Origin of the sequence: Halobacterium sp. CBA1132, assembly GCF_001485535.1 — an archaeon.
Classification (GTDB): Archaea; Halobacteriota; Halobacteria; order Halobacteriales; family Halobacteriaceae; genus Halobacterium.
Map to the genome: position 1 here is coordinate 126402 of NZ_BCMZ01000001.1, position 24153 is coordinate 150554.

The 24153-nt window shown below is 67.8% G+C and carries 30 protein-coding genes; 16 read left to right on the forward strand and 14 right to left on the reverse strand.

The annotated features are described in order from the left end of the window. Nucleotides 1-93 precede the first annotated feature (93 nt). The 6 genes from AVZ66_RS00635 to AVZ66_RS00655 all read left to right on the forward strand — a co-directional run bounded on the left by AVZ66_RS00635 (nt 94) and on the right by AVZ66_RS00655 (nt 7324). Nucleotides 94-1224, forward strand: coding sequence for a M20 family metallopeptidase (locus AVZ66_RS00635; RefSeq protein WP_058980808.1), 1131 nt, complete (start codon nt 94-96; stop codon nt 1222-1224). A 68-nt stretch (nt 1225-1292) separates the two neighbouring features. Further along, nucleotides 1293-2804 carry a carboxypeptidase M32 gene (locus AVZ66_RS00640; RefSeq protein WP_058980809.1) on the forward strand — a complete coding sequence of 504 codons (1512 nt, stop codon included), beginning with the start codon at nt 1293-1295 and terminating at the stop codon, nt 2802-2804. A 93-nt stretch (nt 2805-2897) separates the two neighbouring features. After that, nucleotides 2898-3938: a zinc-dependent alcohol dehydrogenase family protein gene (locus tag AVZ66_RS00645; protein ID WP_058980812.1), complete on the forward strand. Its 1041-nt coding sequence runs from the start codon at nt 2898-2900 to the stop codon at nt 3936-3938. Between the two features lie 63 nt (nt 3939-4001). Continuing rightward, on the forward strand, nt 4002-4178 hold the full coding sequence (locus AVZ66_RS16520; RefSeq protein WP_197407702.1) for an HVO_0416 family zinc finger protein: 177 nt from the start codon (nt 4002-4004) through the stop codon (nt 4176-4178). Nucleotides 4179-4468: 290 nt separating this feature from the next. After that, nucleotides 4469-6298, forward strand: coding sequence for a UvrD-helicase domain-containing protein (locus AVZ66_RS00650; protein ID WP_058980813.1), 1830 nt, complete (start codon nt 4469-4471; stop codon nt 6296-6298). Beyond that, a complete protein-coding gene (locus AVZ66_RS00655; RefSeq protein ID WP_058980815.1) occupies nt 6299-7324 on the forward strand; it encodes a M24 family metallopeptidase in 1026 nt (341 codons plus the stop codon). Here AVZ66_RS00655 and AVZ66_RS00660 read toward each other — a convergent pair. Beyond that, nucleotides 7318-7554 (reverse strand): hypothetical protein, encoded by a 237-nt coding sequence (locus tag AVZ66_RS00660; RefSeq protein ID WP_058980817.1) that lies wholly within the window; start codon nt 7552-7554, stop codon nt 7318-7320. The genes AVZ66_RS00655 and AVZ66_RS00660 overlap by 7 nt on opposite strands. Before the next feature lie 78 nt (nt 7555-7632). Here AVZ66_RS00660 and AVZ66_RS00665 point away from each other — a divergent pair, with 78 nt between their 5' ends. Next, the gene (locus tag AVZ66_RS00665; RefSeq protein WP_058980819.1) at nt 7633-8223 is read left to right on the forward strand and encodes a riboflavin synthase; all 591 of its coding nucleotides are present in this window, start codon (nt 7633-7635) and stop codon (nt 8221-8223) included. On the opposite strand, the gene AVZ66_RS00670 is transcribed toward AVZ66_RS00665, so the two are convergent. After that, complete coding sequence (locus AVZ66_RS00670) at nt 8220-9299, reverse strand: PrsW family intramembrane metalloprotease (RefSeq protein ID WP_058980821.1); 1080 nt, start codon at nt 9297-9299, stop codon at nt 8220-8222. The two genes, AVZ66_RS00665 and AVZ66_RS00670, sit on opposite strands and share 4 nt — an antisense overlap. A 119-nt stretch (nt 9300-9418) precedes the next feature. Here AVZ66_RS00670 and AVZ66_RS17005 point away from each other — a divergent pair, with 119 nt between their 5' ends. The 3 genes from AVZ66_RS17005 to AVZ66_RS00680 all read left to right on the forward strand — a co-directional run bounded on the left by AVZ66_RS17005 (nt 9419) and on the right by AVZ66_RS00680 (nt 11625). After that, nucleotides 9419-9550, forward strand: a complete 132-nt coding sequence (locus AVZ66_RS17005; protein WP_269432439.1) for a hypothetical protein — start codon at nt 9419-9421, stop codon at nt 9548-9550. A gap of 261 nt (nt 9551-9811) precedes the next feature. Beyond that, the gene (locus AVZ66_RS00675) at nt 9812-10204 is read left to right on the forward strand and encodes a hypothetical protein (RefSeq protein ID WP_058980823.1); all 393 of its coding nucleotides are present in this window, start codon (nt 9812-9814) and stop codon (nt 10202-10204) included. Then, on the forward strand, nt 10201-11625 hold the full coding sequence (locus tag AVZ66_RS00680; RefSeq protein ID WP_058980825.1) for a DUF402 domain-containing protein: 1425 nt from the start codon (nt 10201-10203) through the stop codon (nt 11623-11625). Before AVZ66_RS00675 ends, AVZ66_RS00680 begins: the two co-directional genes overlap by 4 nt. Here the strand turns inward: AVZ66_RS00680 and AVZ66_RS00685 are convergent. The 5 genes from AVZ66_RS00685 to AVZ66_RS00705 form a co-directional block, all read right to left on the reverse strand. Next, entirely contained in the window at nt 11622-11993 is a 372-nt protein-coding gene (locus AVZ66_RS00685) for a NifU family protein (RefSeq protein ID WP_058984600.1), read from the reverse strand. The two genes, AVZ66_RS00680 and AVZ66_RS00685, sit on opposite strands and share 4 nt — an antisense overlap. Nucleotides 11994-12124: 131 nt before the next feature. After that, complete coding sequence (locus tag AVZ66_RS00690; RefSeq protein WP_058980826.1) at nt 12125-13552, reverse strand: LVIVD repeat-containing protein; 1428 nt, start codon at nt 13550-13552, stop codon at nt 12125-12127. Between the two features lie 84 nt (nt 13553-13636). Continuing rightward, nucleotides 13637-14605 (reverse strand): ROK family protein, encoded by a 969-nt coding sequence (locus tag AVZ66_RS00695; RefSeq protein ID WP_058980828.1) that lies wholly within the window; start codon nt 14603-14605, stop codon nt 13637-13639. 57 nt (nt 14606-14662) lie between these two features. Continuing rightward, nucleotides 14663-15274 carry an AIM24 family protein gene (locus AVZ66_RS00700; RefSeq protein WP_058980830.1) on the reverse strand — a complete coding sequence of 204 codons (612 nt, stop codon included), beginning with the start codon at nt 15272-15274 and terminating at the stop codon, nt 14663-14665. A gap of 1 nt (nt 15275) precedes the next feature. Continuing rightward, on the reverse strand, nt 15276-15728 hold the full coding sequence (locus AVZ66_RS00705) for a universal stress protein (protein ID WP_058980832.1): 453 nt from the start codon (nt 15726-15728) through the stop codon (nt 15276-15278). 60 nt (nt 15729-15788) lie between these two features. Here AVZ66_RS00705 and AVZ66_RS00710 point away from each other — a divergent pair, with 60 nt between their 5' ends. After that, entirely contained in the window at nt 15789-16529 is a 741-nt protein-coding gene (locus AVZ66_RS00710) for an SDR family NAD(P)-dependent oxidoreductase (protein ID WP_058980834.1), read from the forward strand. 240 nt (nt 16530-16769) lie between these two features. Here the strand turns inward: AVZ66_RS00710 and AVZ66_RS00715 are convergent, their stop codons facing one another. Both AVZ66_RS00715 and AVZ66_RS00720 read right to left on the reverse strand, forming a co-directional pair. After that, nucleotides 16770-16988, reverse strand: coding sequence for a hypothetical protein (locus AVZ66_RS00715; protein ID WP_058980836.1), 219 nt, complete (start codon nt 16986-16988; stop codon nt 16770-16772). 46 nt (nt 16989-17034) lie between these two features. Beyond that, a complete protein-coding gene (locus tag AVZ66_RS00720; protein ID WP_058980838.1) occupies nt 17035-17226 on the reverse strand; it encodes a hypothetical protein in 192 nt (63 codons plus the stop codon). Between the two features lie 93 nt (nt 17227-17319). Between AVZ66_RS00720 and AVZ66_RS00725 the strand changes: the two genes are divergently transcribed. Then, a complete protein-coding gene (locus AVZ66_RS00725) occupies nt 17320-17790 on the forward strand; it encodes a YbaK/EbsC family protein (RefSeq protein WP_058980840.1) in 471 nt (156 codons plus the stop codon). A 49-nt stretch (nt 17791-17839) separates the two neighbouring features. Beyond that, complete coding sequence (locus AVZ66_RS00730) at nt 17840-18778, forward strand: alpha/beta hydrolase (RefSeq protein WP_058980841.1); 939 nt, start codon at nt 17840-17842, stop codon at nt 18776-18778. Here AVZ66_RS00730 and AVZ66_RS00735 read toward each other — a convergent pair whose 3' ends face one another. From AVZ66_RS00735 to AVZ66_RS15575, 3 genes are all read right to left on the reverse strand, one after another. Then, complete coding sequence (locus tag AVZ66_RS00735) at nt 18779-19354, reverse strand: LURP-one-related/scramblase family protein (protein WP_058980842.1); 576 nt, start codon at nt 19352-19354, stop codon at nt 18779-18781. A 62-nt stretch (nt 19355-19416) separates the two neighbouring features. Next, complete coding sequence (locus AVZ66_RS15570) at nt 19417-20052, reverse strand: IS6 family transposase (RefSeq protein ID WP_082678734.1); 636 nt, start codon at nt 20050-20052, stop codon at nt 19417-19419. Between the two features lie 68 nt (nt 20053-20120). Beyond that, the gene (locus AVZ66_RS15575) at nt 20121-20756 is read right to left on the reverse strand and encodes an IS6 family transposase (RefSeq protein WP_082678852.1); all 636 of its coding nucleotides are present in this window, start codon (nt 20754-20756) and stop codon (nt 20121-20123) included. 142 nt (nt 20757-20898) lie between these two features. On the opposite strand from AVZ66_RS15575, the gene AVZ66_RS00740 reads away from it, so the two are divergent. Further along, nucleotides 20899-21558, forward strand: a complete 660-nt coding sequence (locus AVZ66_RS00740) for an HVO_0476 family zinc finger protein (RefSeq protein ID WP_058980843.1) — start codon at nt 20899-20901, stop codon at nt 21556-21558. Between the two features lie 17 nt (nt 21559-21575). Continuing rightward, nucleotides 21576-22229, forward strand: coding sequence for a protein-L-isoaspartate(D-aspartate) O-methyltransferase (locus AVZ66_RS00745; RefSeq protein WP_058980844.1), 654 nt, complete (start codon nt 21576-21578; stop codon nt 22227-22229). 147 nt (nt 22230-22376) lie between these two features. Here the strand turns inward: AVZ66_RS00745 and AVZ66_RS00750 are convergent, their stop codons facing one another. Next, nucleotides 22377-22844: a hypothetical protein gene (locus tag AVZ66_RS00750; protein ID WP_058980846.1), complete on the reverse strand. Its 468-nt coding sequence runs from the start codon at nt 22842-22844 to the stop codon at nt 22377-22379. Beyond that, nucleotides 22837-23121, reverse strand: a complete 285-nt coding sequence (locus AVZ66_RS00755) for an AbrB/MazE/SpoVT family DNA-binding domain-containing protein (RefSeq protein ID WP_058980847.1) — start codon at nt 23119-23121, stop codon at nt 22837-22839. Before AVZ66_RS00755 ends, AVZ66_RS00750 begins: the two co-directional genes overlap by 8 nt. Before the next feature lie 117 nt (nt 23122-23238). On the opposite strand from AVZ66_RS00755, the gene AVZ66_RS00760 reads away from it, so the two are divergent. Next, nucleotides 23239-24150 carry a hypothetical protein gene (locus tag AVZ66_RS00760; RefSeq protein WP_058980849.1) on the forward strand — a complete coding sequence of 304 codons (912 nt, stop codon included), beginning with the start codon at nt 23239-23241 and terminating at the stop codon, nt 24148-24150. The last annotated feature ends 3 nt before the right edge of the window (nt 24151-24153 follow it).

A 24153-nucleotide genomic window follows, 5' to 3' on the forward strand; every position in this document is an offset into this window, starting at 1 on the left:
CGGATACGACAATTTCCCGTCCTAGCGAGCGCGGAGCGTATGTCGGTGGTGCGAGCGGTACTGCTATTCCACAGGCAGACGACACGCCACCTGATGGGCGAACTCCGCGACCTCACGGAACGCCTCGTGTCGATTCCGAGCCACGACGACGAGACTGCCGCTGGCGACGCCATCGCGTCGTGGCTCCGCGAGGAGACCGACGCCGACGTGGAGCGCGACGACGCCGGGAACGTCATCGCGTGGCGCAACCCGGACGCTGACGGTGACAGCCTCGCGCTCGTCGGCCACCACGATGTCGTGCCGCCGGACGAATCCCAGGTGGACGACGGCGTTGCGACGCAGTCGCAACGAGACGGAGGCGGTGAAACCGCCGCTGGCGAGTACGTCGTCTACGAGGACGAGGGCCGCCTCTACGGCCGCGGCACGGCAGACATGAAGGGCGCGGTCGCCGCGATGCTGCTGGCGTTCCGGGACGCAGACCCGGAGGCTCCGCTCGCGTTCGCGTCGTTCGCCGGCGAGGAGTTGGGCGGCGTGGGCGCCCAGCACGCCATCGACGACGGCTTCGCGCCCGACTACGCCGTCGTCGGCGAGGGGTCGACGGGGTACTCCGAGTCGGGCGTACTCGACGTCGCCGTCGCGCACAAGGGTCGCCGTGCGATCACCGTCACCGCCGAGGGAGAGGCCGCCCACGCCAGCGAGGTCGGCGAGGGCGTCAACGCCGTCTATCGCGCCTGCGACGCCGTGGACGTGCTCCGTGACGTGGACGCGCCCGACGCGGACGTGCTCGGCCAACACCTCTCGGGGAGCGTCGCGGTCACGGAAATCGAGGGCGGGTCGGCGTGGAACGTGATTCCCGAGTCCTGTGCAGTTACGGTGGACGAGCGCACTGTTCCGGGCGAGCGTGCGGACGTCGGCGCGGTCGAAGCCGTCGACGGCGTCTCGTGGACGGTCGACCAGGACCTCCCGCCGATGGCCTGCGACGACTCCGCGTTCGCCAACAGCGTCCTCGACGCCGTGCAGGGCGTACAGGACGGCGACGGCGAGCACGTCGCGAAGCCTCACGCGACTGACGCGGGCTGGCTCGCGGCCGCTGGGACGACGTGTTTGGTCTGCGGGCCGGCCGAACGCGGTGAAGCGCACACCGCCGACGAGAGCGTCTCGCTGGACGTGCTCGCGCGCTGCCGCCGCGTCTACGGTCGCGTCGCGGGTGCGTGGCCGGCCTGACGCGGAACCCCCACGAGCGGCATTCTGGGAGGGCAATCCTGATAGGCCGCGGTGCGCACGCCTAGGATATGTCGACGCAGGCCACTGAAGAGGCCCCCGACGCCTACGAGGCGCTCCTCGACCACTACGAACAGCTCTCGAACGTCAACGCCGCGAACAGCCTGCTCTCCTGGGACCAGGAAGTGATGATGCCCGAGGGCGGCACGCCCGCCCGCTCGAAGCAGAAATCCGCGCTCTCGGAGCTGTCCCACGACCTGCTCACCGAGGAACAGGTCGGCGAGTGGCTGGCCGAACTCGAGGACGCCGACCTCACCGACGAACAGGCGTCCGTCGTCCGGGAGATTCGACGCCAGTACGAGCGCGCCGACCGCGTGCCCGGCGACCTCGTCGCGGAAATCTCGGAGACGACCTCCGCGGCGCTCCCGAAGTGGAAGGAGGCCCGCGAGGAGGACGACTTCTCCATCTTCGCGCCGATTCTCGAGGACCTCATCGAACTGAAGAAGGAGTACGCCGAGCACATCGACCCCGACAAGCCCGCCTACGAGGTGCTGTTCGCGGACTACGAGCCGTACCTCGACCTCGACACCGCCGAGCGCGTGCTCGAACGCCTCCGCGAGGAACTCGTGCCGCTCATCGAGGACGTCCGCGAGAGCGACGCGGAACTCGCGGACCCCTTCCAAGGCAACTTCGACGTGGACACGCAGGAGGACCTCGCGCGCGACGTGCTGGACACGCTCGGGTACGACTTCGAGCACGGCCGCGTCGACACCGCGCCGCACCCGTTCTCCACCGGGAACCAGTTCGACGCGCGCGTCACCACGCGATTCAGCGAGGACGACCCTGTGGACGCGTTGATGTCGACGATTCACGAGTTCGGGCACGCCCGCTACACGCTCGGTCTACCCCGGGAGCAGTACGGTAACCCGCTCGGGGAGTCCCGCGACCTCACCGTTCACGAGTCCCAGAGCCGCCTCTGGGAGAATCACGTCGGGCGCTCGCGGGTGTTCTGGGAGAAGTTCCTGCCCGCGATGAAAGAGCGCTTCCCGCAAATCGAGGACGCCACCCCCGAGGAGGCGTACGAGGCCGCCAACGAGGTGTACGAGGACAACCTCATCCGGGTCGAAGCGGACGAGCTCACCTACCACATGCACATCATCGTGCGCTTCGAAATCGAGCGCGAACTCATCGAGGGCGACCTCGACGTCGAGGACGTGCCCGAGCGCTGGAACGACAAGTACGAGGAGTACCTCGGTATCCGCCCCGACACCGACGCGGAGGGCTGCCTGCAGGACATCCACTGGAGCCACGGCTCGTTCGGCTACTTCCCGACGTACTCGCTGGGGAGCGTGCTCGCCGCCCAGATTTACGACGCGCTCGAAGCCGACGTCGGCGATGTCGACGAGAAGGTGCGCAACGGGAACTTCGACGTCATCGCCGACTGGCTCGAAGCGAACGTCCACCAGCACGGCGCGCGCTACACGACGCCCGAACTCGTCGAGGAGGCGACCGGCGAGGCGTACAACGCCGACCACTTCGTCGACTACGTCACCGAGAAGTACACCGGACTGTACGACCTCTGAGGCCCCACCCCGAGACCAGCGACCGCGCGCTCGGTTCCGGCGAGGCCGTCGCCGGCCGGGTGGCTTTTTCCGCGCTGCGGACGCAGTGAGCGTATGCGCGCAGCAATCTATCGGGGTCCCGGCGACATCGCCGTCGAGGACGTCCCGAAGCCGGAAGTCGAGTCGCCCAGCGACGCCGTCATCCGAGTCACACACACCGCTGTCTGCGGGTCTGACCTCTGGTTCTACCGGGGGGACAGCGACCGCGAGGAGGGGTCGCGCGTCGGCCACGAGCCGATGGGTATCGTCGAGGAAGTCGGCGAGGACGTGACCTCCGTCCAGCCCGGTGACCGCGTGCTCGCGCCGTTCGCCATTTCGTGTGGGGAGTGCGAGTTCTGCCGGAAGGGCCTGTACACGTCCTGCGTCGAAGACGAGTCGTGGAGCGGCGAGAACGGCGGCGGGCAGGGCGAGTACGTGAAGTGCCCGCACGCGGACGGCACGCTCGTTCGGGTGCCCGACCGCTACGCCGACGACGAGGACACGCTCGAATCCCTGCTGCCGCTGACGGACGTGATGGGTACGGGCCACCACGCCGCGGTCAGCGCGGGCGTCGGCGAGGGCGACACGGCCGTCGTCATCGGGGACGGCGCGGTCGGCCTGTGCGGCGTGCTCGCCGCCCAGCGCCTCGGCGCGGAGCGCGTCATCGCGATGGGCCACCACGAGGACCGCCTGGCACTCGCCGAGGAGTTCGGCGCCACGGACACTATCTCCGCCCGCGGCGACGAGGCAATCGAGCGCGCGACGGAACTCACGCACGGCGGCGCGAACCACGTCATGGAGTGCGTCGGCGCGGCGTCCGCGATGGACACCGCTATCGCCGTCGCTCGTCCCGGCGGCACCGTCGGCTACGTCGGCGTGCCGTACGGCGTCACCGAGGAGGGACTGGACGTGTTCACGATGTTCAGCGACAACATCACGCTGAACGGCGGCGTCGCGCCGGTCCGCGCGTACGCGGAGGAACTGATGGACGATGTCCTGCAGGGAACGCTGGACCCGTCGCCAATCTTCACGAAGACCGTCGACCTCGAAGACGTGGACGAGGGCTACCGCGCGATGGACGAGCGCGAGGCCATCAAGGTGCTCGTGAAGGCCTGACGTTGTACTCGGCTGTCACCTCGATACTTTCAAGTAGTGGTATGGCATAGCGTACCACGTATCATGTCGAGCGCATCGCCTCCGGACGACGACACGCTTCTGGACGAATTCCTCGAAGACCGCGGCCACGAGACACAGACGTGGGAGGAGAGCTATAACAAGAAGCAGTGTCCGGAGTGCGGTGGGCTCCACGACGGCAACGCGCGAACCTGCACAGTGTGTGGGTGGTCGCCGACGTAGCCGTCGCGGTCGCTCGAACGGCCAGCACGCATAAGACAGGTCCTGAGAAAGGTTGTCGTGAAGCCATGCCGGAGTGCCAGAACTGTGGGTCGTTCGTGACCGACGCCTACGCGAGAGTGTTCACGCCGAACGAACAAGGCGCCCCGCGCGTGTGTCCCAACTGCGAGGACAAGATTCGCGACGGCGCGGAGGTCAGGGAGGCGAGGTCTACTCGCCGCACGTAGGGATTCCTGTCCGCGTAGCAGAGAATTTCAAGCGGTTTATACCGTCTCGGTTCCTCTAGTTGTCTAATGACGGACTCGGAGCCGGAAGTCACGCGGCTGTTCGGTGGTCCGGGGAGCGGGAAGACGACCGCGCTCCTCGACCACGTCGAGGAAATTCTGGAAGACGACGACGTGGAGGTACGCGACATCCTCGTCGTCTCGTACACGCGTGCCGCAGCGGCCGAGGTCCGCGAACGGCTCGCCGAGCGACTCGACGTCAACCCGCGCTCGCTGCGCGGGAACGTCGCGACGATGCACGCGAAAGCCTACGAGCTGCTCGGGCTGTCGCGCGGCGACGTCGTCGGCGAGGACGACAAAGAGGAGTTCTGCGAGGAGTACGGCATCCCCTTCGAGGACGAGTACTCCTCGGGGTCGCGACGCACCGCGCGCTCGACGACACTCGGGAACAAGGTCATCGCGACCTCCCAGTGGCTCCAGCGCACCAGCCGCGATGTCGCGGACTGGTACGACGTCCCGTTCCGCTGGAACGACGAGGAAGTCCGACTGCCGCCGGAAATCGACGAGAACGCGCAGGTCGGCAACAAGTACACGCCGACGTGGCCGTCCAGCGACGAGCGCTACGACGTCCCCGAGGCGATTCGGGCGTGGCGCGCCTTCAAGGGCGAGAACGAACTCGTCGGCTTCGCGGACATGCTCGAACGCGTCGAGCAGCGCTCGCTGCTCCCCGACGTCGACTACCTCGTCATCGACGAGTTTCAGGACATCACCAGCCTCCAGTACGACGTCTACGAGGAGTGGCGTCCCCACATGGAGCGCGTGCTCATCGCGGGCGACGACGACCAGGTCGTCTACGCGTGGCAGGGCGCGGACCCCGAACTCCTCCTGAACACGAAAGTCACCGACGACGTGGTGCTTCCGAACTCCTATCGCCTCCCGTCGGAAGTGCTGGAAGTCGTCCAGCAGGAGATTAGCCACATCGACACCCGCCAAGAGAAAGACCTCGAACCCCGCAAGGAGGGCGGGAGCGTCGAGGCCGTCGAGAGCCCGTCGATGCTGGACCTCGTGCGGAACGTCCGCCGCACCGTCGAGGGCTCCGACGACGAGACGGTGATGATTCTGTTCCGGGCGCGCTACCAGCTGTTCGACTTCGTCGACGAGTTCATCGGCGAAGGCATCCCGTTCAAGGCGCTGACTGACCAGCGCCTCTGGACGGACCGCCTCCAGCAGTACATCTCCGCGGTCGAAGCCCTCGAACACGACGACCCCATCGACGGCCTGCAGGCGCGCCGCCTGATGGACATGCTGCAGGACTCGGCGTTCGGCACCCGCGAGCGCAACGACCTCCGTGAGGCCATCGACGAGGCGCAGGGCGAGGACACCGACCTCACGGAACTCACGTTCACCGCGGAGTTCATCCGCGACTACGTGCCGTTCGTGCCCGGGCCCTCGGCCGCCGCGGACATGCTCCGGAAGGTCACGCGCTACCAGCGCCAGAGCATCGACGCGTACTTCCAGGGCGACTACCGCGGCATGGACCCCGACCGCGTGCGCGTCGGCACAATCCACTCCGCGAAGGGTCGCGAGGCCGACCACGTGTTCGTCTCCACGGACCTCACGGAGAAGGTCGTCGAGCAGATGGCGGCCACCGCGGACCCCGAGGACATCCCGGAGGGCATCGAGTTCACGTCCAAGACGAGCCCCGTCCCGATTCTGACGGACAACGAGCGCCGCGTGTTCTACGTCGGCATGAGCCGGGCGCGCGAACGCCTCGTGCTCCTCCAGAACCTCATCAACGGCGCCCCGACGCTCCCCATCGACGTGTTGCTGTACGGCGAGCAGACGGGCCAGACCCTCGACGACGCCCTCGAAGCCGACACGCCAGTCCACCTCCCGTGAATGCGGCCCGCGGTGCTGGACAGCGCGCTCGCCGACGCGAGCGCTGACGCCTTCGTCGTCGTCGGCCCCGCCGACGACCCGCTCGTACGCGCCTTCAGCGGCGCCGCTCTCCCGTGCCGTGCGGCCGTCGTCTACGCCGGCCGCGTCGCCGTTGTCCCCGAGCGTCCGCTTCCCGACTACGTCACTGTCCGGGCCGACGTCTCTGTTCTCGACCCCGTAGCGACGCCCGCCGAGCGCCTCCCGGACCTCGTGGCCGACAGCGTGCTCGCTCCCCGCTCGCTCCCCCACGACGCCGCACTCTACCTCGAAAACGCCGGCGTCGACGTGGCCTCCACGGACGCCCACCTGCGCGCGAGAGAACGGAAGACCGACGGCGAACTCGCCGCGCTCCGGGACGCGCAGGCCGCCGCCGAGGCCGGAGTGGCGGCGGCCGCGAAACTCCTCTCGGAGGCCGCTGACGACCCGCTCGCGGACGACGCGGGCGACGTGACTGCCGAGCGCGTGCGCCGCAGCGCGAACGCAGCGATGGCGCGGGCGGGCGCTGACCCCGAGACGGTCGTCGCGGCCGAGGGGTCGATTGGAGCCAGCGACCCCGTTCCGATTCGCGTCACGCCCCGCGTTGACGACTACCACGGCTGTCTCGCGCGCACGTTCGTCGCGGACAGCGACGGCGGGTGGGAGCGCCGCGCGACGCTCGCCGGCGAGTACGCCGTCGACGCCGGCATCGACATCGTGGACATCGGGGAGACGACCGTCGCGGCGGCCGCGGAGGAAGTTACCGCAGAACTGGGGTCGTACGGGTTTCCGCCGACTGCGGGAACCGGCACAGTTCACGGCGTCGGCCTCGAACGCCGCGAGCGCCCCGAGAGCGAGGACGCAATCGAGGCGGGCGCGGTGCTGGCGGTTCGTGCAGAATTGGACGCCGAGAAGACGGTGTGGGTCGCGGACCTCGCGGTCGCCACCGAGGACGGCGTCGAGCGAGTCGGTGCCTTCCCGCGGTCGGTCGTCCCAAAGCCGGACTACTGATTTTCGTCGTCGGGGTCTTCGACGACCGCGTCCGTGGCTTTCTGTGCGGCGAGAATCGGAACGTCCGTCGGCATCGTCACGTACTGTTCGAAGGCGATGATGCCCGCGGCGAACCCGAGGAACACCCACCCGGTCGAGTCGCCCGCGAGCAGCGTTTCGACGCCGAACAGCGCGGCCGGCGCGGCGAACGCCACTGCCACAGCGAGCGTGATGGCGTCGAGGAGTTTCACAACTCCCCCTCGGCGCTCGCGTCACATAAGCCCGTCCGAAACCACAGCGTTTTCGTTACGGATAACGAATCTGGTAGCGTGTTCACCGGCATCATCGAGGAGACCGGCACCGTCGAGCGCGTCGTCGACGAACCCGACGGCCGCCGCATCCGCATCGCGACGGGGGACCTGAGCGGCTTCCAGCACGGCGACAGCGTCAGCGTCGGCGGCGTCTGCCTCACTGTCGAGGAGTACGGAGATAATTGGTTCACCGCGTTCACCGCGACGGAGACGCTGGAAGCCACCACTCTCGACGAGGTCCGCGAGGGCGACGAAGTGAATCTCGAACGCGCGCTCCCTGCCGAGGGTCGCCTCGACGGCCACATCGTGCAGGGCCACGTCGACACCACCACCGAAGTCGTCGCCGTCGAGGAAGTCGGCGAGGACTGGACGTTCACGTTCGCGCTTCCGGACGGCCACGAGCAGTACGTCGCGCAGAAGGGCTCGATTACGCTCGACGGAATCAGCCTCACCGTCGCCGACGTCGACGACGAGAACGGGACGTTCTCGGTCGCGGTGGTGCCGACGACCTACGACCTCACGACGCTCTCCGAGCGGTCGCCCGGCGACCGCGTGAACGTCGAAGTCGACGTCGTCGCGAAGTACGTCGAACGCCTCGATACCTACTAACTACTGTCTTCGTCGTCGAGGCCGCTGACGAGGAAGTCCGCGTCTTCTCGCGTTCGCTCGCGTTCGCTCTCGTCGTAGCGGCCGGCGTCGGTTCGCTCGTAGGCCGCGCGGTACGCCACGAGTTTCCGGTAGAGCACGTAGAACAGCGTGCCGTCGTAGACGACGACGAACCCGAGGAACACCAGGCCTGGTGCGAGACCCAGCGTGTCCGTCACGATGCCGAGGTTCGTCACGACCGTGTTGTACGTCGCGTGGATGACCGCGGCGATGACGAGCCCCTTCACGATGATGGGGCCGGCGTCGTCGGGGTTGAACTTCGCGAGCCCGAGGTAGTAGCCCGCGAACGCCGAGTAGATGACGTGGCCGGGGCCCGCCAGCGTGCGCACGGCGGCGGTCTGGAGGCCGACATCGATGGCCGCGGTGGTGCCCGCGGCGCTGGCGGCCATCACCACCTCGCGGCCGATGTAGATGGCGTTCTCGATGGTCGCGAACCCGAGGCCGGCGACCGCGCCGTACACCGCGCCGTCGACCACCGCGTCGAAGCGGTCGCTGCGGAACGCGTACAGCCGAATCGCGAGCCACTTCACGGTCTCCTCGACCGGACCGACGATGAGGAAGTAGTACAGCGCGGGGGCCAGCACGGTCACCCACAGCGGCGCGTCCGCGGTCACCGACCCGAGGAACAGCCCCGAGAAGACGGTGTTCAGCACGGCCGCGAACCCCGCGAACAGGAACCCGAACGCGAACGTCACCACGACCAACTCCAGTGGCTCGCGTTTCGTGACGTCGGCCTTCCAGACGAACGCCGCCATCCCGAGCGCGGGCACCACCGACAGCAGCACGTACAGCGCGACGACCGGCCTGTCGACGAACACGAGGCCGAGCGCCGCCGCGAACTGCGCGAGAACGATGAGCACTGCGAGCGCGACGACGCTCGCACGCGCGCTCGTCACGATGCCGCCGTACAGCCACGACGAGAACCGGTCGAGCGTCGTGCGTGGCTCCCACGTCGCCACGTCGTAGAGGTCTTCGCCACCCTCGTTCGCGCGCTGGACTGGGTCCCGGTCAGTCGACATAGTGGCCTCCTTTCTCTGCCGCCCCCTTGAGTCTGTTCGCGGCGTCGCCGACCCTCCTTGTATGCTACTGACTACCTTAAGGGGCAGCCTTATCCGTGTTTCCGGGTTCCAGTGTGCGTATGCCACACAGTCCCAGTCGAGGCCTGCTGTACTCCGCGCCGCCGACACCCGAGTCGAACCGACGAGACGACGCCGAAGCCGAGGAACCCGACGCGAGCGCCGAGCCGACGCCCGCCGCCGCCGACGACTGACGCCGCCTCGACTGCTACTGCGATTTCGACGGCCGGCAGCGACAGCGCCGACACTGCTGTCCTGGCGGACGAAAGGGCGAGGGCGGCTCGCGTTCACTCGCTCGCTGCACGACCCCCTACCGCGAGCGCAGCGAGCGGTATGTCGTGCAGCGTGCGCGAGCCGCCCGAGGGCTTTCGAGACTGGCACGCCGATGGTCGTTCGCTCGGCAATTCGTTTTCCCGGGCGGCAACGCTGAAAACCCCGCACGCCGAAAGGCGAGTATGCTCTTCGACCAGCGGACCCGGGCGGCGCTCCGGGACGCCGGACTCTCCCAGGACGACATCGCAGCCGTCGAGGACGACGTCGCCGCGCAGGCCCGCGAGGACGCCCGCAGCGTCGAGTCCTTCTTCGAGGGCCGCGCGGTCGTCTACTCGGACATGGACCTCACGCACTCGCGGTCGGACTACCCCGAACACGACCTCGACTACGTCGACCTGTTCACGCACAGCGAGGACGTGCGCGGGTTCGTGCGCTTCGAGACGTGGGGCGCGTACGTCGAGGGCGCGCGCGTCTTGGAGGAAGCAGACGGTGAGCCGACGGTCGTGGAACTGACCCTCGGGCCGACCGTCGACGCCCGCGTGCGGTTCGCCGGCGAACGGGGCCGCCTCGAATGACTCGGGTTCGCGTCCGCGGCATCTACAGCACCGCGCTCACGCGCCGCCTGCTCGACGCGGGCTTCGACGTGGTGGACGCGTCGCCGCCGATTCGCGAGCGCTTCGACGCCGACTTCGAGGACGCCGCCTACGACGTCGACGTCTGGATGACGCCCGACCGGCAGGGCGTCGGCGTCTCCGGGAGTCAGGACGCCGCCAGCGACGTGCTCGCCGTCGTCAAGGACACCGGCATCGACACGTTCGTCTGGCCGGACCGCGCGGCCCGCGGCGCCATCTTCAACGGCGTCGTCGAGCGCACCGTCCGCGGCGGCGCCGTGGTCGCACTCGCGGACGACCACGAGGGATACCTGCCGTTCGACGCGGCCGACCAGCACGTCGAAGAGGGCGACCACGTCCGCGTGCAGGTCCACGACCCGAACCCGTGGTGGCTCGACGACCGCTCGGTCGTCGGCACGGACGTGCGCGCCATCGGCGGGCTCGCGAGCCTCGAACGCGGTGTGGACGCGCTCGTCGCCGGGACGCCGGACGGCTCCCGGAACCACGAACTCGCGCGCACCACGGAACTGCTCTCCGCCGACGTTCCCGACAAGTGGGGCGTCCAGTGGCACTACGCCGCGGACGGCGCGAGCATGGACGCGCTCGGGGACGCCCTCGACGACACCGTCTCACTGGCGAATCGGCTGGCGGACGCGCTCGCGGACGCGCCCGCACCCGGCGACACCGCACCCCACCGCGTCGCCGCGCCCGAGCGCACCGTTTGGACGTGGTTCGGTCGCGACTCGCGGTTCGCGCTCGACGCCGCACGCCGCGAAGTCACGGAGACGATGGACGGCCACCACCGCGTCAAGGCCGGCAGCGAGGCCGCCAGCGGCGCCGTCGACTTCGCGGAGGCGCTCGGCGCGAGCACGGACGGCTTCCCGTTCGGCGCGGTCACTGACCAGTTCGGGCCGACCGAGGGCGACCTCGTCGCTATCGAGCACGGCAAGCCCGACGGCCGCCTCATCACCATCGGACGCGGCGAGGTCACGGACCGGGACCGCGACGCCGGCCGCGTCACTGTCCGCCGGGAGATGACCGCGGGCGGCGTCTACGACGAACTCGACGTCCCCCGCGAGGACGGCGACGTCGCCACGACGCGATTCACGGAAGGAAACTGGTGGTACCCGACCGTCTACGAGAGCGAGGACGGCGACGTCAAAGGCACGTATCTGAACGTCTCCACGCCCGTCGAGGTGTTCCCGGACGCGGTCCGGTACGTCGACCTCCACGTCGACGTCGTGAAACACGCCGACGGCACGGTCGAAGTCGTCGACGAGGACGAACTCCGGGAGTGCGTGGACGCGGGGCTGGTCGGCGAAGACCTCTCGGAGAAAGCGCTCTCGGTCGCCGAACGCGTGCGCGCTGCGGTCAGCGACGACTAGAAGTGGGAGTCGGAGTCCGGGCTGCCTTCACCGCGGCCGCCGCGGCCGCCCTCGTTGCGGTCGACGCCCATGTAGCTCTCGGGCTGGTCGCCGCCCCAGCCGCCGCCGTCGCCGTCCGTGAACCGGACGACCACGTCGTCGATTTCGTCGAACTCGTCGGCGAGGTCCATCTTGATGCGCTGGGCCGTACGGGGGCTGATGCCGCAGCCCGAACACGCGCCCCCGAGTTCGACGACGACCTCGCCGTCGGCGGGGTCGGCTTTCCGGACGGCGCTGGTGCCGCCGTGGCTCCGAATGATGGGCATCTGGGCGGTGAGCCACGTCTCGACGCGCTCGTGGAAGCTCCCCGCTCCCGCTGTCTCGCTCATAGTCGGGTCTTCGGGCTCCACGAGTGATGTACTTTCGGTTGGGACACTAGGCAACGTTCGTGTTGAACCCGTCCGTTTCGACTGGAACCACGGGAATTTTCGTCGTCGCCTCTCGTCTCGAAACGCCTGCGTCAGGCGTCGCTGTCCCGCTGCCACGCGGCGAGTGCGGCGGCCGAGACGCCCGCGAGCGCGGCGAGCGCGCCAAACCCGGGGACGCCACCTCCGGACTCGTCGGTCGTCGTGGTCTCGGTCGCCGTCGGCGCCGTCGTCGTCGCCGTGGTCGTCTCGGTCGCCGTCTCCGTGCTCGTCGCAACTGTCGTCGTCTCCAGCGTCGGCGGGTCGGGCTGCTCGCCCGCGCGGTTCGGGAACGTGTAGACGCCCGCCGGATACCCGTCTCCGCCCATGCTGCTCGCGACGAACGCCTCGTCGGTCGCGTACTGCGCGGTCCAGAACCGCGCCTCCTCGGGCCGGCGCCACCACGCAATCTCCTCCGGATTCGCGGGGTCGCTGACGTCGTGAATCTTCACGCCGCCCTGATACCACGACGTGTACAGTCGGTCGCCGTGGAACTCGAAGTTGTGACTGGTCGTCCACGTCCCGTACCGGGTGCCGTCGGGCGTCGGCGGCGGCGCGATGAACGACAACTTCTCGGGGTTCTGCGGGTCTGCGATGTCCCAGAGGTCGATGCCGCCCTGCCCCGGGTCGGCGTCGTCGGTGTCGACGTCCCACGCCTCCGCACCCGTCGCGAGCACGGACGCGCCCTCGTTCACCGCGACGTAGTGGGCGTTCCCCGGGACCGAGAGACTCTCTGCGCGCGCCTCGCCCGAGGGGACGTTCTGTAACTCCTCGACATCGTAGTGTCCGAAGTGATTGACGTACTCGGGGTCGGCGGGGTCGCTGACATCCACCAGCCACGTGCCCGCGTCCCAGTACGCGATGTACAGCGTGTCGTCGTGGACGTAGAGGTCGTGGCACGTCCGCAGCCCTGCGCGAACGTCCCGCCAGCGCTCGTCGTGGTCGACGTTCGACCACCGCCCGACCTCCTCGGTGGTGTCCCCGGAGACGTCGACGAAGACGGCGGGGTTCTTCGCCCAGTCGTTGGCCGTCAGGTACGCCACGCCGTCCTGCAGGTAGGCGTTGTGAATCGGGAACGATGTCTCGTGGAACGCCGTCTGCCGGGGGTTGGCGGGGTCGTTGACGTCGAAGACGACGACGCCCCGTAGGTCCCCTCGGTTCGCCGGACCGACCGCAATCAGGGTGTCGCCGTCGACTTTCACGTCGTAGACCTCCCCCATCGGGCCGTCCTCGCGGTCGTCCAGCAGCGGTGCTACGCCCGCGAGCTGTTCGGGGTTCGACGGGTCCGAGATGTCAACGGTCGCGATACCGTCGGTCGTCGCCACGTACGCCGTCTCACCGGCGTCGCCGACGACGACTTCCTTCGTTCCGTCGAGGTCGAGGACGCCCAGCGGCTCGAACGACTGCTGGGCGCTGACTGTCGCGCTCGCGAACGGGAGGGCGGCCGCAGCGGCACTCGCACGGAGCACGTCTCGTCGTCGCATACGCTCCCTCCGGCGGTTGCGTGGAAAAGTCCTGCGGGGATTCGCTCGGGCTGAGTTATCGGAAGTCGAACGAAGAGTGTCTCGTTACGCCGTCCGCTCGCCGGTGCCGCCGGTGATGGCGGAGGCGACGGCGCCGTGGAGCACGACGTCGTCGCCCAGCGAGGTCAGCCGAATCTCGGGGACGTTGTTGAACACGCCGTCGTCGAGGTACTCGCGGATGGGGTCGAGTACTTTGTCGGGGTTATTGAGCGCCACTGCCCCGCCGACGTACACCACGAGGGGCGCGTACGACTGCACGAGGTTCGTGACGCCCATCGCGTTCCAGAACCCGACTTGGTCGACGACGTGGCTGGCGAACTCGTCGGTGCCCGCGTGCTCGAAGACGTGCTTCGCGGAGAAGTCGGCGTCGTCCAGCGGGAGCGCGGTTTCGACGCCGCCGTCCTCCTCGGCGAGCATGCGGGCGTACTCGGGGATGTTGTTCCCCGAGCAGTACGCCTCCCAGTGGCCGTCGCGGCCGCAGCCACACGTCCGCCGGCCCTGCGGGTCGACGAGCATGTGCCCGAGTTCCCCGGCGTTGCCGTCCCAGCCCTCCAGGACGTTGCCGTCGACGGCGACGCCCGCGCCGATGCCCGAGGAGATGGTGACGTACGCCATGTCGTCGGGGTTGCTGTCGGCGTGGAAGCGCTCGCCGATGACGCCCGCGACGGTGTCGTTGTGGAGGTAGACGCGCTCGGAGTCGATGAGGTTCGAAATCGGGCCGACCAGCGGGACCGTCCCCACCGAGTCCGGGAGGTTCGCGGGGCCGTCGATGGTGCCGTCTGCGAGGTCGAGTGGGCCGATGCTGCCGACGCCGGCGGCCCGCACCGCCGCGGGGTCGACGCCGGCGTCCTCGCAGGCCGCGCGCACGGCGTCGAGGACGGCTTCGGTGACGTGAATCCCCGTCGGCCCGCGGGGCGTCGGCCGCTTGTCAGTGGCGAGGACAGTCGCGTCGTCGTTCGCGACGGCGGCGCGCAGGTTCGTCGCGCCGAGGTCAACGCCGACGTAGTACGGCATCTACATCCAGTGGGGGAGCCCTGGCACTTAACTACACAGTTTTCACTCGGAGCCGCGTTAGTTCGTCGCTCCGGGCGCGGGCCGCGTCGCCGTCCAGACGGTCGCCGGCCCGCGAATCCGACACACCGGCGCGGCGTCCTCGACGGCGCCGACGCGCTCGACTGAGACTGCCGCATCAACGTCGAACGCGACGACGTTCGCGGCCGCGACGACGCGCTCCTCGCCCTCCGAAACGCGAACGCGCTCGACTCGCCCGCGGCCCGACAGATACGCGGTGCCGCTACCGGCGACCGTCGTGAGGAAGAGGCCGCTGCCGCGAGCGGGCGCGTCCCCGACGCGGTCGGCGCCCACGCTGGTGTTGTCGGTCGCCGCGACGAACGACTCTCGCGTCGCCGCCACGCCGTCGCTGTCGAGGTCCGCGGCGACGACGCAGCCATGGTGCGACGGCGCGAACCGCACGGTCGTCTCCGCGTTGGCGGTCACGCGAACCGGCGTGCGCTTGCGCTCTCGCGCGTTCGCCACCGACCGGAGCACGCCCTCGCGAGCGCGCTCCACGCGAAGGTCGCCGACGTAGTCCACGAGCGTGCCCGACGCCGCGAGCACGGACTCCCCGGCGTCCAGCGTCACGACGAGCAGGCCGTCGGCGCCGTCCTCGACGGTCGCGTCCATCTCAGTGGTCGCTGCGCACGAACGTCACCGGGCACGGCGCCGACAGCAACACCGTCTGCGCGGTGCTGCCGAAGACGGCTTTCCCGGTGGGCGAGCGCTTCCGGCCGCCGACGACCGCGATGTCGGCGTCCACGCTGTCTGCGAGCGAGACGATGCTCTCGCCGTGCCCGCCGACGTGCCCGCGCACGTCGTAGTCCACGCCGGCGTCGTCGAGGTGGTCGCCGAGGTCGCGAATCGTCGCGTGGCGGCGCGCCACGTCGTCGGCGGTCACCTCGTCGCCCTCCCCGAAGCCGAGGCGTTCGGCGGTGTCGTCGAACTCCTCGCGCGTGAAGACGTGCGCGAGCGTCACCGTCGCGCCCGCCGGCCCGGCGATGTCCGTGGCGGTGCGCGCCATCGGCGAGATTCGTTCGTCGTCCGACGGTCCGACAGCCAGCAGCAGATTCTCGATGGCCATGTCACCGGCGTCTGCTGGCAACCCCATAAGAATATCCCGCGCGGCCGGCGACTACGACGCGTGCTCGCTCCCGACCTCACCGACCGCACCGCGCTCGTCACCGGCGGCGCGACGGGGCTGGGCCGCGCGCTCTGCCTGTCGCTGGCCGACTGCGGCGCCAGCGTCGCCGTCCACTACCACTCCAGCGCCGACGCCGCCCGCGTCACCGCCGCCGACGCCCGCGACCGCGGCGCTCCCGACGCTGCACCCGTGCAGGGCGACGTAACCACTCCCGAGAGCGTCGACGGCATCTTCGACGCGGCGGAAGCCGAACTCGGCGCCGTGGACGTACTCGTGAACAACGTCGGCGACTTCGCGCCCGGTCACTGGGCGGGCCTCGATTTCGAGACGTGGAACCGCGTCCTCCACACGAACCTCACGGGGACGTACCTCTGCTCGAAGCGCGCGCTCCCCGGGATGCGCGACCAGCAGTGGGGCCGCATCGTCAACATCGGCTACGCGTCCGCCGAGAAGGGCATGGTCTCCCCGAAGAACTTCCCGTACTTCGCCGCGAAACAGGGCGTGCTCATGTTCACGCGGATGCTCGCCGCGGACACCCAAGACGACGGCATCACGGTCAACGCCGTCTCACCGTACGTCGTCGAGACCTCGGACGAGTTCCCCGAGGACGCCCCGCGCGGCCGCTGGGCTTCGACCGACGACATCGCGCAGGCAGTCCGGTTCTTCTGCGACGAGAACTCCGACTACATCTCCGGCGAGAACGTCGAAGTTGACGGCGGATGGTTGCCAGAGGACGTGTAACGCTGTTCGGCATCCACGAGCGAAGCGAGTGGTTCGCTGCCGGAGCGGGGCGAAGCCCCGCGAAGGCAGGGGTTTTTAGCGTAGATTTTTGCGAGGAGTGGTCGCCGGAGGCGACCCGACATGGTTCGAGAGGCGCTTTGCGCCTCTCGTCATGCCGAGACGGCTTCGCCGTCTCGTATCAAAGTAAAAAGGTACGTGTACGGCGGGTGGCTACCCGAGGACGTGTAGCGTGAGGTCCATTCATTCCGACTCTCGACCCAGCCACCACGCGAGCCCGATGCTCGCGACGAGGAGCGTCACGGAGCCGTAGAGGATGGCGGTCCCACGGGTCAAGGAACTACGGTCGACGGCGCGCAGCAGCGTCCGCCCGACCCAGAACAGCACGGCGCCGGCGACGACGAGCTTGAACAACAGGAACTCGTATTCGAGCCACGTCGTGAATCCGTCCCACGAAGCCATGGATTAAATTCCGCGCGCTCGGGTAAGTATTTTCTCGCGTTCGGCGTCAGCTCTCGCTCCACGGCCCGACGCCGAAGACGTTCCCGGCTACCCAGCCGGCGGCGAACGGCGCGACGACGGCCAGACAGCCGAGGCCGACCCAGCGCGCGGGCGGCGGTTGGCTGGCGAGGTAGCCGAGGTACGCGATGCCCGCGACGGGGAGCAGGCGGGCCAGCACCGAGTTCGACTGCGCGCTCATGGCTCGGGATTCGCCGCTCGCACGGAAGAACCCACCTCTCCGCGGTTGCGGGGAGCGGTACACCTTTGCTGTCGCGTTCGGTTACGGCGGGTAATGCACGAGCGAGCGGCGGAGTTCGTCGAGCGGGCCCGGGAGGAGTACGGCGTCGACGTGGACGTCCACGAGTTCGACGAGGGAACGAAGACGGCGGCGGACGCGGCGGACGCGGTGGGCTGTGACGTCGCGCAAATCGCGTCGAGCATCGTCGTGGTCGCGGACGACGAGCCGGTGGTCGTCGTGACGAGCGGCGCGAACCGCGTGGACCTCTCGAAGGTCGCAGTCTACCGGGACGCCAGCGACGCGCGGATGGCCGAAGCGGACGAGGTGAAGGAGGCGACGGGCTGGAGTATCGGCGGCGTGCCGCCCATCTGCCACGCGACGGACGTGCCCGTCCTGCTGGACGATACGCTCCTCGACCACGACGGCGTGTGGGCCGCAGCCGGCACGCCGACCGCGGTCTGGCCCATCGAGCCCGAGCGCCTGCGCGACCTCGCGAACGCCGAGCCAGTCGACGTCGCGGAGTGAGGGCTGCCGGCAGCCCGGCTTTTTTGCTGCCGTCACGCGACTGTCACGTATGGACGAGATGCATCCGGAGGCGCGGGCGGCGATGGAGCGCCGCGAGAAGCTCCCGGTGTCGCTGCGGACTGTCGGCGCGCGCCCGCTGCGGCTGCTGGAGCGCGCGACGAGCTGGTGGCAGAACCGCAACCCCCCGGAAGTGGGTCGCGTCGTCGACCGCACGATTCCCGGCCCTGTTGGTGACCTCCCTGTGCGGCTCTACCGCCCCGAGGGCGACGGCCCGTTCCCGACGGTCGTGTTCTACCACGGTGGGGGGTTCGTGATGGGGAGTCTGGAGACGCACGACCTGTTCTGCCGCCACCTCACGCGCGAGAGCGACTGCGTCGTGGTGTCCGTGGACTACCGGCTCGCGCCCGAGCACCCGTTCCCGGCAGCCGTCGAGGACGCGTACGCCGCGCTGGAGTGGGCGGCGGACAACCCCGACGCGCTCGCCAGCACGGGCGACCTCGCGGTCGTCGGGGACTCCGCAGGCGGGAACCTCGCGGCCGTCGTCGCGCTGATGGCCGCCGAGCGCGACGGTCCGGACGTCGACTACCAGTACCTCCTCTATCCGGGCGTCGGCATCGAGGAAGACCACGAGTCGGTCCGCGAGCACGCCGGGAAGGTGCTCAGCGAGGACGACCTCTGGTGGTTCCGGGAGTGCTACTACGGCTCCGAGATTCACGAGCGCAACCCCTACGGCGATCCCACGAACGCCTGCGACCTCTCCGGGGTCGCGCCCGCGACCGTGCTCACGGCGGGCTTCGACCCGCTCCGGGACGGCGGCCGAAGGTACGCCGCCCAGCTCGCCGCGGACGGCGTGCCGACGCGCCACGTCGAGTACGAGGACGTGATTCACGGGTTCGCGACGATGCTGTCCTCGCCGGACCTCGACCGCGCGCACGAGGCAGTCGCGGACGTCGCCGGCGACCTTCGCGAGGCGTTCGACGACGCGTAATCACTCGTTTTCGAGTGCGTCCAGGACGCAGGCGGCGGCGATGACGGCCTCCTTAGGTACGTCGCTGGCGTCGTCGATGGTGACGGTGTAGGCGTCCCGCAGCGAGAACTTCCCGCTGACGTCGCCGACGTGGTCGCCCTCGGCATCGAATATCTCGTAACGGTTCGGGACCAAGTTCGCGAAGCCGACGAGGTGGCGGAGCGCCGAGAGGAGCTTGCTCTTCGAGCGAATCGTCGCCAGCGTCTCGCCCGTTTCGGGGTCCCGGACCGTCCAGTTCTCCACGAACAGCGAGAGGTCCTCGTCGAGCACGACGACCTCCTCGCCAGTGCCGGCGTCGGTAATCGTGTAGTTGCCCGCGACATCCATGATGCCCCCGGCCTTCACGGTGAACGCGTCCTCGCCGTCGCCGGTGACGAACGGGAACTCCTCTTTCATCTTGAACATCTTCTGCTTGCCGCGCAGGACGACGCTGCCGCCGCTGTCGCGGACGGCGTACTTGTTCCGAATCAGGGACTGCCGGACTTCGTAGCGGTCGTCGTCGAGGTCGACCGTGGAGATGTCGTACGTGGCGGGCATCGGTGTGCGTTCGGGTGCGTCGCCTTCCAGTAAAAGGGTTCGCACGGTCACCGGCATCGTGTTTAGTTTAGCGAGTTCCACCAGACGGCGAAGGCTTGCAACCACGATTCCGCTGTTGTTGGCTCGACGTGGCTGAAACTATTACTGAACGAGGAAGTCCGTCGTTTTATCTCTCTAAAAACACGTTCGACAGCATTCCGATTCCCATGACGAACGGTTTGGAATCGGAGCCCGACTCGCTGGAGTGCTGTTTTGAGGTGCTGGGCGTGATCAACTAGAAACACGGCATCTTCGACGTCGTGTTTCTCGCGTAATTCCTGCAGAAATCGTTCAGTCAACGCCGTTGTTGTCGTCGGAAACAGCCGTATATGCAGGAATCTGTTCGAGGCTGGATTGATGGCAGCGTACAGCCAGTACTGCTGGCCGTCGATGCGGATCACCGTTTCGTCAACCGCAATCTGATCCGGACTAGCGTTGCTGGCGGGCTGTAGATCAGCTTTCTGTACCCAATCATGGACCGCTTTTCGCGAGCGTTGGACACCGAACTTCTCAAGTTCTTTTATTGTATTCGAAAGTGAGAGACCAGCCAAATGAAGTCGAATACCAAGCTGCATCAGCTCGCTCGGTGTCCGCTCTCGCTCCACAAAATCTAACTCGATCCAGTCGCTACAGCCACTGAGGCGAGTGATTTCAGCCATAGACAGCAGAAATCACTCTCGCCTCACTTTTCAGTCTTAACTAAACACGACCGTCACCGGCATCGTGTTTAGTTTAGCGAGTTCCACCAGACGGCGAAGGCTTGCAACCACGATTCCGCTGTTGTTGGCTCGACGTGGCTGAAACTATTACTGAACGAGGAAGTTCGACGTTTTATCTCTCTAAAAACACGTTCGACAGCATTCCGATTCCCATGACGAACGGTCTGGAATCGAAGCCCGACTCGTTGGAGTGCTGTTTTGAGATGCTGGGCGTGATCAACCAGAAACACTGCGTCTTCAACGTCGTGTTTCTCGCGTAACTCCTGCAGAAACCGTTCAGTCAACGCCGTTGTTGTCGTCGGAAACAGCCGTACGTGCAGGAATCTGTTCGAATTAGGATTGACGGCAGCGTACAGCCAGTACTGCTGGCCGTCGATGCGGATCACCGTTTCGTCAACCGCAACCTGATCCGGACTAGCGTCGCTGGCGGGCTGTAGATCAGCTTTCTGCACCCAGTCATGGATGGCTTTCCGCGAGCGTTTGACACCGAACTTCTCAAGTTCTTTGACGGTATTCGAAAGTGAGAGTCCAGCCAGATGGAGTCGAATACCAAGACGCATCAGCTCGCTCGGTGTCCGCTCTCGCTCCACAAAATCTAACTCAAGCCAGTCGCTACAGCCACTGAGGCGGGTGATTTCTGCCATGAACCAGCTGAAAATCACTTCCGCCTCACTTTTCAGCCTTAACTAAACACGACCCGTCAGAGCCGACGAAGAGAAAAACCAGTGGCGACTTCCAAAACCCTAACTCCGCGGTCTTTTACGTACGGGGCCGCTATACGCCACCATGAGCGAAAACGTCGGGGAGCACGTCCCCTTCGAGTGTCCGTCGTGTTCGCCGGACCTCGAAACCGTCCACGAGGTACTCACCACGGGTGGCGGAGCGGCGACGGTGAAGTGTACCGACTGCGGCCACGTCCACAAGGAACCCGTCGAGGAGGAGACCACTGTCAGCGTCGACGTCGTCGTCTCGCAGGACGGCGAGTCCTTCACGGGGAGCGCGGCGTTCGACCCCGAGGAGACCATCTACGAGGGCGACGAGTTCGTCGTGGAGACCGAGGAAGTCATCGCGCAGGTGCGCGTGACCAGCATCGAGGTCGGTCCCGAGGACCGCACGACGCGCGCGGACGCCGCGGACATCGACACGGTGTGGGCGCGCGACGTGGGCAACGTCAGCGTCGACGTCACCATCAACCCCAAGGAGGACAGCGAGGAGGGAAGCCGGAGCATCGAGGTCCACGTCCCCGGCGACTACGAGTTCGCGGTCGGGGAGACCGAGACGTTCGGTGAGGAGGAATTCACCATCACGGGCATCCACGTCCGGGAGAACGCGATTGACAGCTACAAGTTCCCGAAGCTCGGGGACGACGGCGACGTGGTGTTCGCGAAGGACGTCAAGCGCGTGTACGGCGACGACGAGACCAGCGGCGCGTGGTCCCCCTGGTAGCCGACTGACCCAGAGTCATGACCGACGACGACCCCGAGACTGAGGCCGTCGAACGCGACGAACTCGCGGACGCGCTCGCCAAGCGGCCGAACGTCACCGAGCGCGTCGCCGACGCGATTCGCGCGGTGCCCCGCCACGAGTTCGTCCCCGCAGACCAGCGCGACGCGGCCTACGACGACCGCCCGCTCCCAATCGGGGAGGGACAGACCGTCAGCGCGCCACACGTGGTCGCCATCATCGCGAACGAACTCGACCTCCGCGAGGGCGACCGCGTGCTCGAAATCGGAACGGGGTGTGGCTACCACGCCGCCGTCACCGCCGAACTCGTCGGCGCCGAGCTCGTCTACTCCGTCGAGTACGTCGAAGACCTCGCGGAGCAGGCACGCGAGAACCTCGAGCGCGCGGGCTACGGCGACGTGTCGGTCCGCCACGGCGACGGCCACGACGGCTGGCCCGAGCACGCGCCCTACGACGCCGCGTATCTGACGTGTGCCGCGCCCGAGTTCCCGGATGCGGTCGTCGAGCAAGTGCGCGACGGCGGCCGGCTGGTCGGCCCGCTTGGAGACGCCAGCCAGCGCCTCGTCCGCGCCGAAAAGGACGAAGATGGCGGCCTCGTGGAGTCCGACGAGGGACCGGTGCGGTTCGTGCGGATGCAGGGCGGCAATTATTGATATCTTCCCCGTCCTGAAGCGCGGTCTTTCTTCTCGGTTTTCCGTGACCGAGGCCCCCTCACAGATTGGAACCGCAGGGATTCTACAAAATCCCGCGTGATGGTTCGGTGGCTAGACGGTGGCAGTTGCTCCAGTTAAGGTGCGGACTCAGGTTCCGAGAAACTCGTTCAGTTCCCGGAATTCATCGGATGAGAGAATGACTTCGGTGTCGAACGCGTCGAATCGTTCGAAGTCGTCGTCGATCGTCAGGACGGTGTTCACCCCTTCGTCGGTCGCTACCTGCGCGTAGTACCCGTCCCAGCCGCCGACGTTTGCGTCACCCGCCTGAGAGAACCCACCCCGAACGACGGCTTCGTGCATCCCGTCGTACCAGTGGATTCGTTTCGCGTCCATGAAGTTCCGGAGGAGCCGGGACGCGTTCGCGTTCGAATGCCCGTAGTACGTCGTGAGCACAGTGTGTGCGCCGACCACGGCCGGGTACGGGACGACGGCGTCGATGTCGCCGGAGATCGCGTCCCGGACGTACGAGAGCGCAGCGTCACGAACCGGAGTCTCCGTGTGTGCGAGGGCGATGACGCCGACGTCGAATAGGTACGGGCCACCAGTGTCACTCATCGTGGTTGTTCTCTGCGCCCTCGCGAACAGCGTCCCGGTGCTTTCGAGCGATGGGGTTGGCGCCCTCGGTGTGTGGCTCTGTCCCCTCTCGCTCCGAAGCCGCTTCCGCGACGAGTTGTTCCATGCGGCCGATAACTTCCGCCGGGTCGTCTTCGGGTTCGACGACCGCCTTCCCGTCCTCTTCGCGGACTTCGACTTCGGTACCGGGAGCGATACCGAGCCGCTCCCGCAGTTCCTGCGGGAGGACGATTCGCCCTTTCGAATCTACCTTCGTCATGTTCCCACATAGAGTGGGAACGAAGATAACCGTTTTGGTCAGATTACGGGCGACACCCGCCAGTCCGAATCCGAAAACCGTCGCTACTGTTATGCGCGGAGAGGGACACGCTGGCGTATGGATCACCGCGAGCTGTTGCTGTTGCGGGCAGCCCGGGAGACGGGCATCCTCGACGCGCTCGTTTCGAACGCGTACACGGTCGAGGACGTGTCCCGGGAGGCGGACGTGACCGAGCGTGCTGCCCGCGTGACCGTGGACGCGCTGCTGGACATGGGCTTGCTGGAGGAAGTCGAGGAGGGCGTGGAGCCGACGAATCGAATGCTCGGGTTCGTGACGAAGACCGACGTGCGCTCTATCGGACGGCTGCCACACGACCTCGACACCGTGGAGGCGCTGGTCGACCTCCCGGAGACGATGCGGACCGGAGCCGTGCCGGAGCAGGTAGGTGACTGGACACAGAACCGGCTCGGGGCACAGGCCGCCGAGGACGACGCGAGCGTTCGCGCAGCCGTCACCGCAGCCGTGCGCGAGCACCCCGACGCGGAGGACGTGCTCGTGGTGGCGGACGGCCCGGGTCGGCACGCGGTGGAGTTCGCGCGCCGCGGATTCGACGCGACGCTGTTGGACGACCCCGAGGTCGTGGAAGCCGTCGACCCGCTGCTGGAGCGCGAGCGCGTCGACCTTGTCGCCGGAGACCCACTGGAGGGCGTAGACGGCGAGTTCGACATCGTCTTCCACGCGGGCGTGGCTCGCGAGTACGGCGTCGACGACAACCGCCGGCTGTTGGCCGCCGCCAGCGACGCCGCCGCTGAGGACGCGCTCGCGATGCACGTCGACGCGTTCCGGGACGGGACGCCGGACGCCGCGGTCGCCGCGGAGTTGCTCGCGACGACCGAGCAGGGGGCGTGCTACAAGGAGGGGGCGGTCGGCGAGTGGTTCGCGAACGCGGGGTTCGCGGACGTCCGCGCGGGCGACGTGCCCGGCACCGACTACCGGTTCGTCGCCGGCCGCAGGCGCGCAACTGAATAGGCT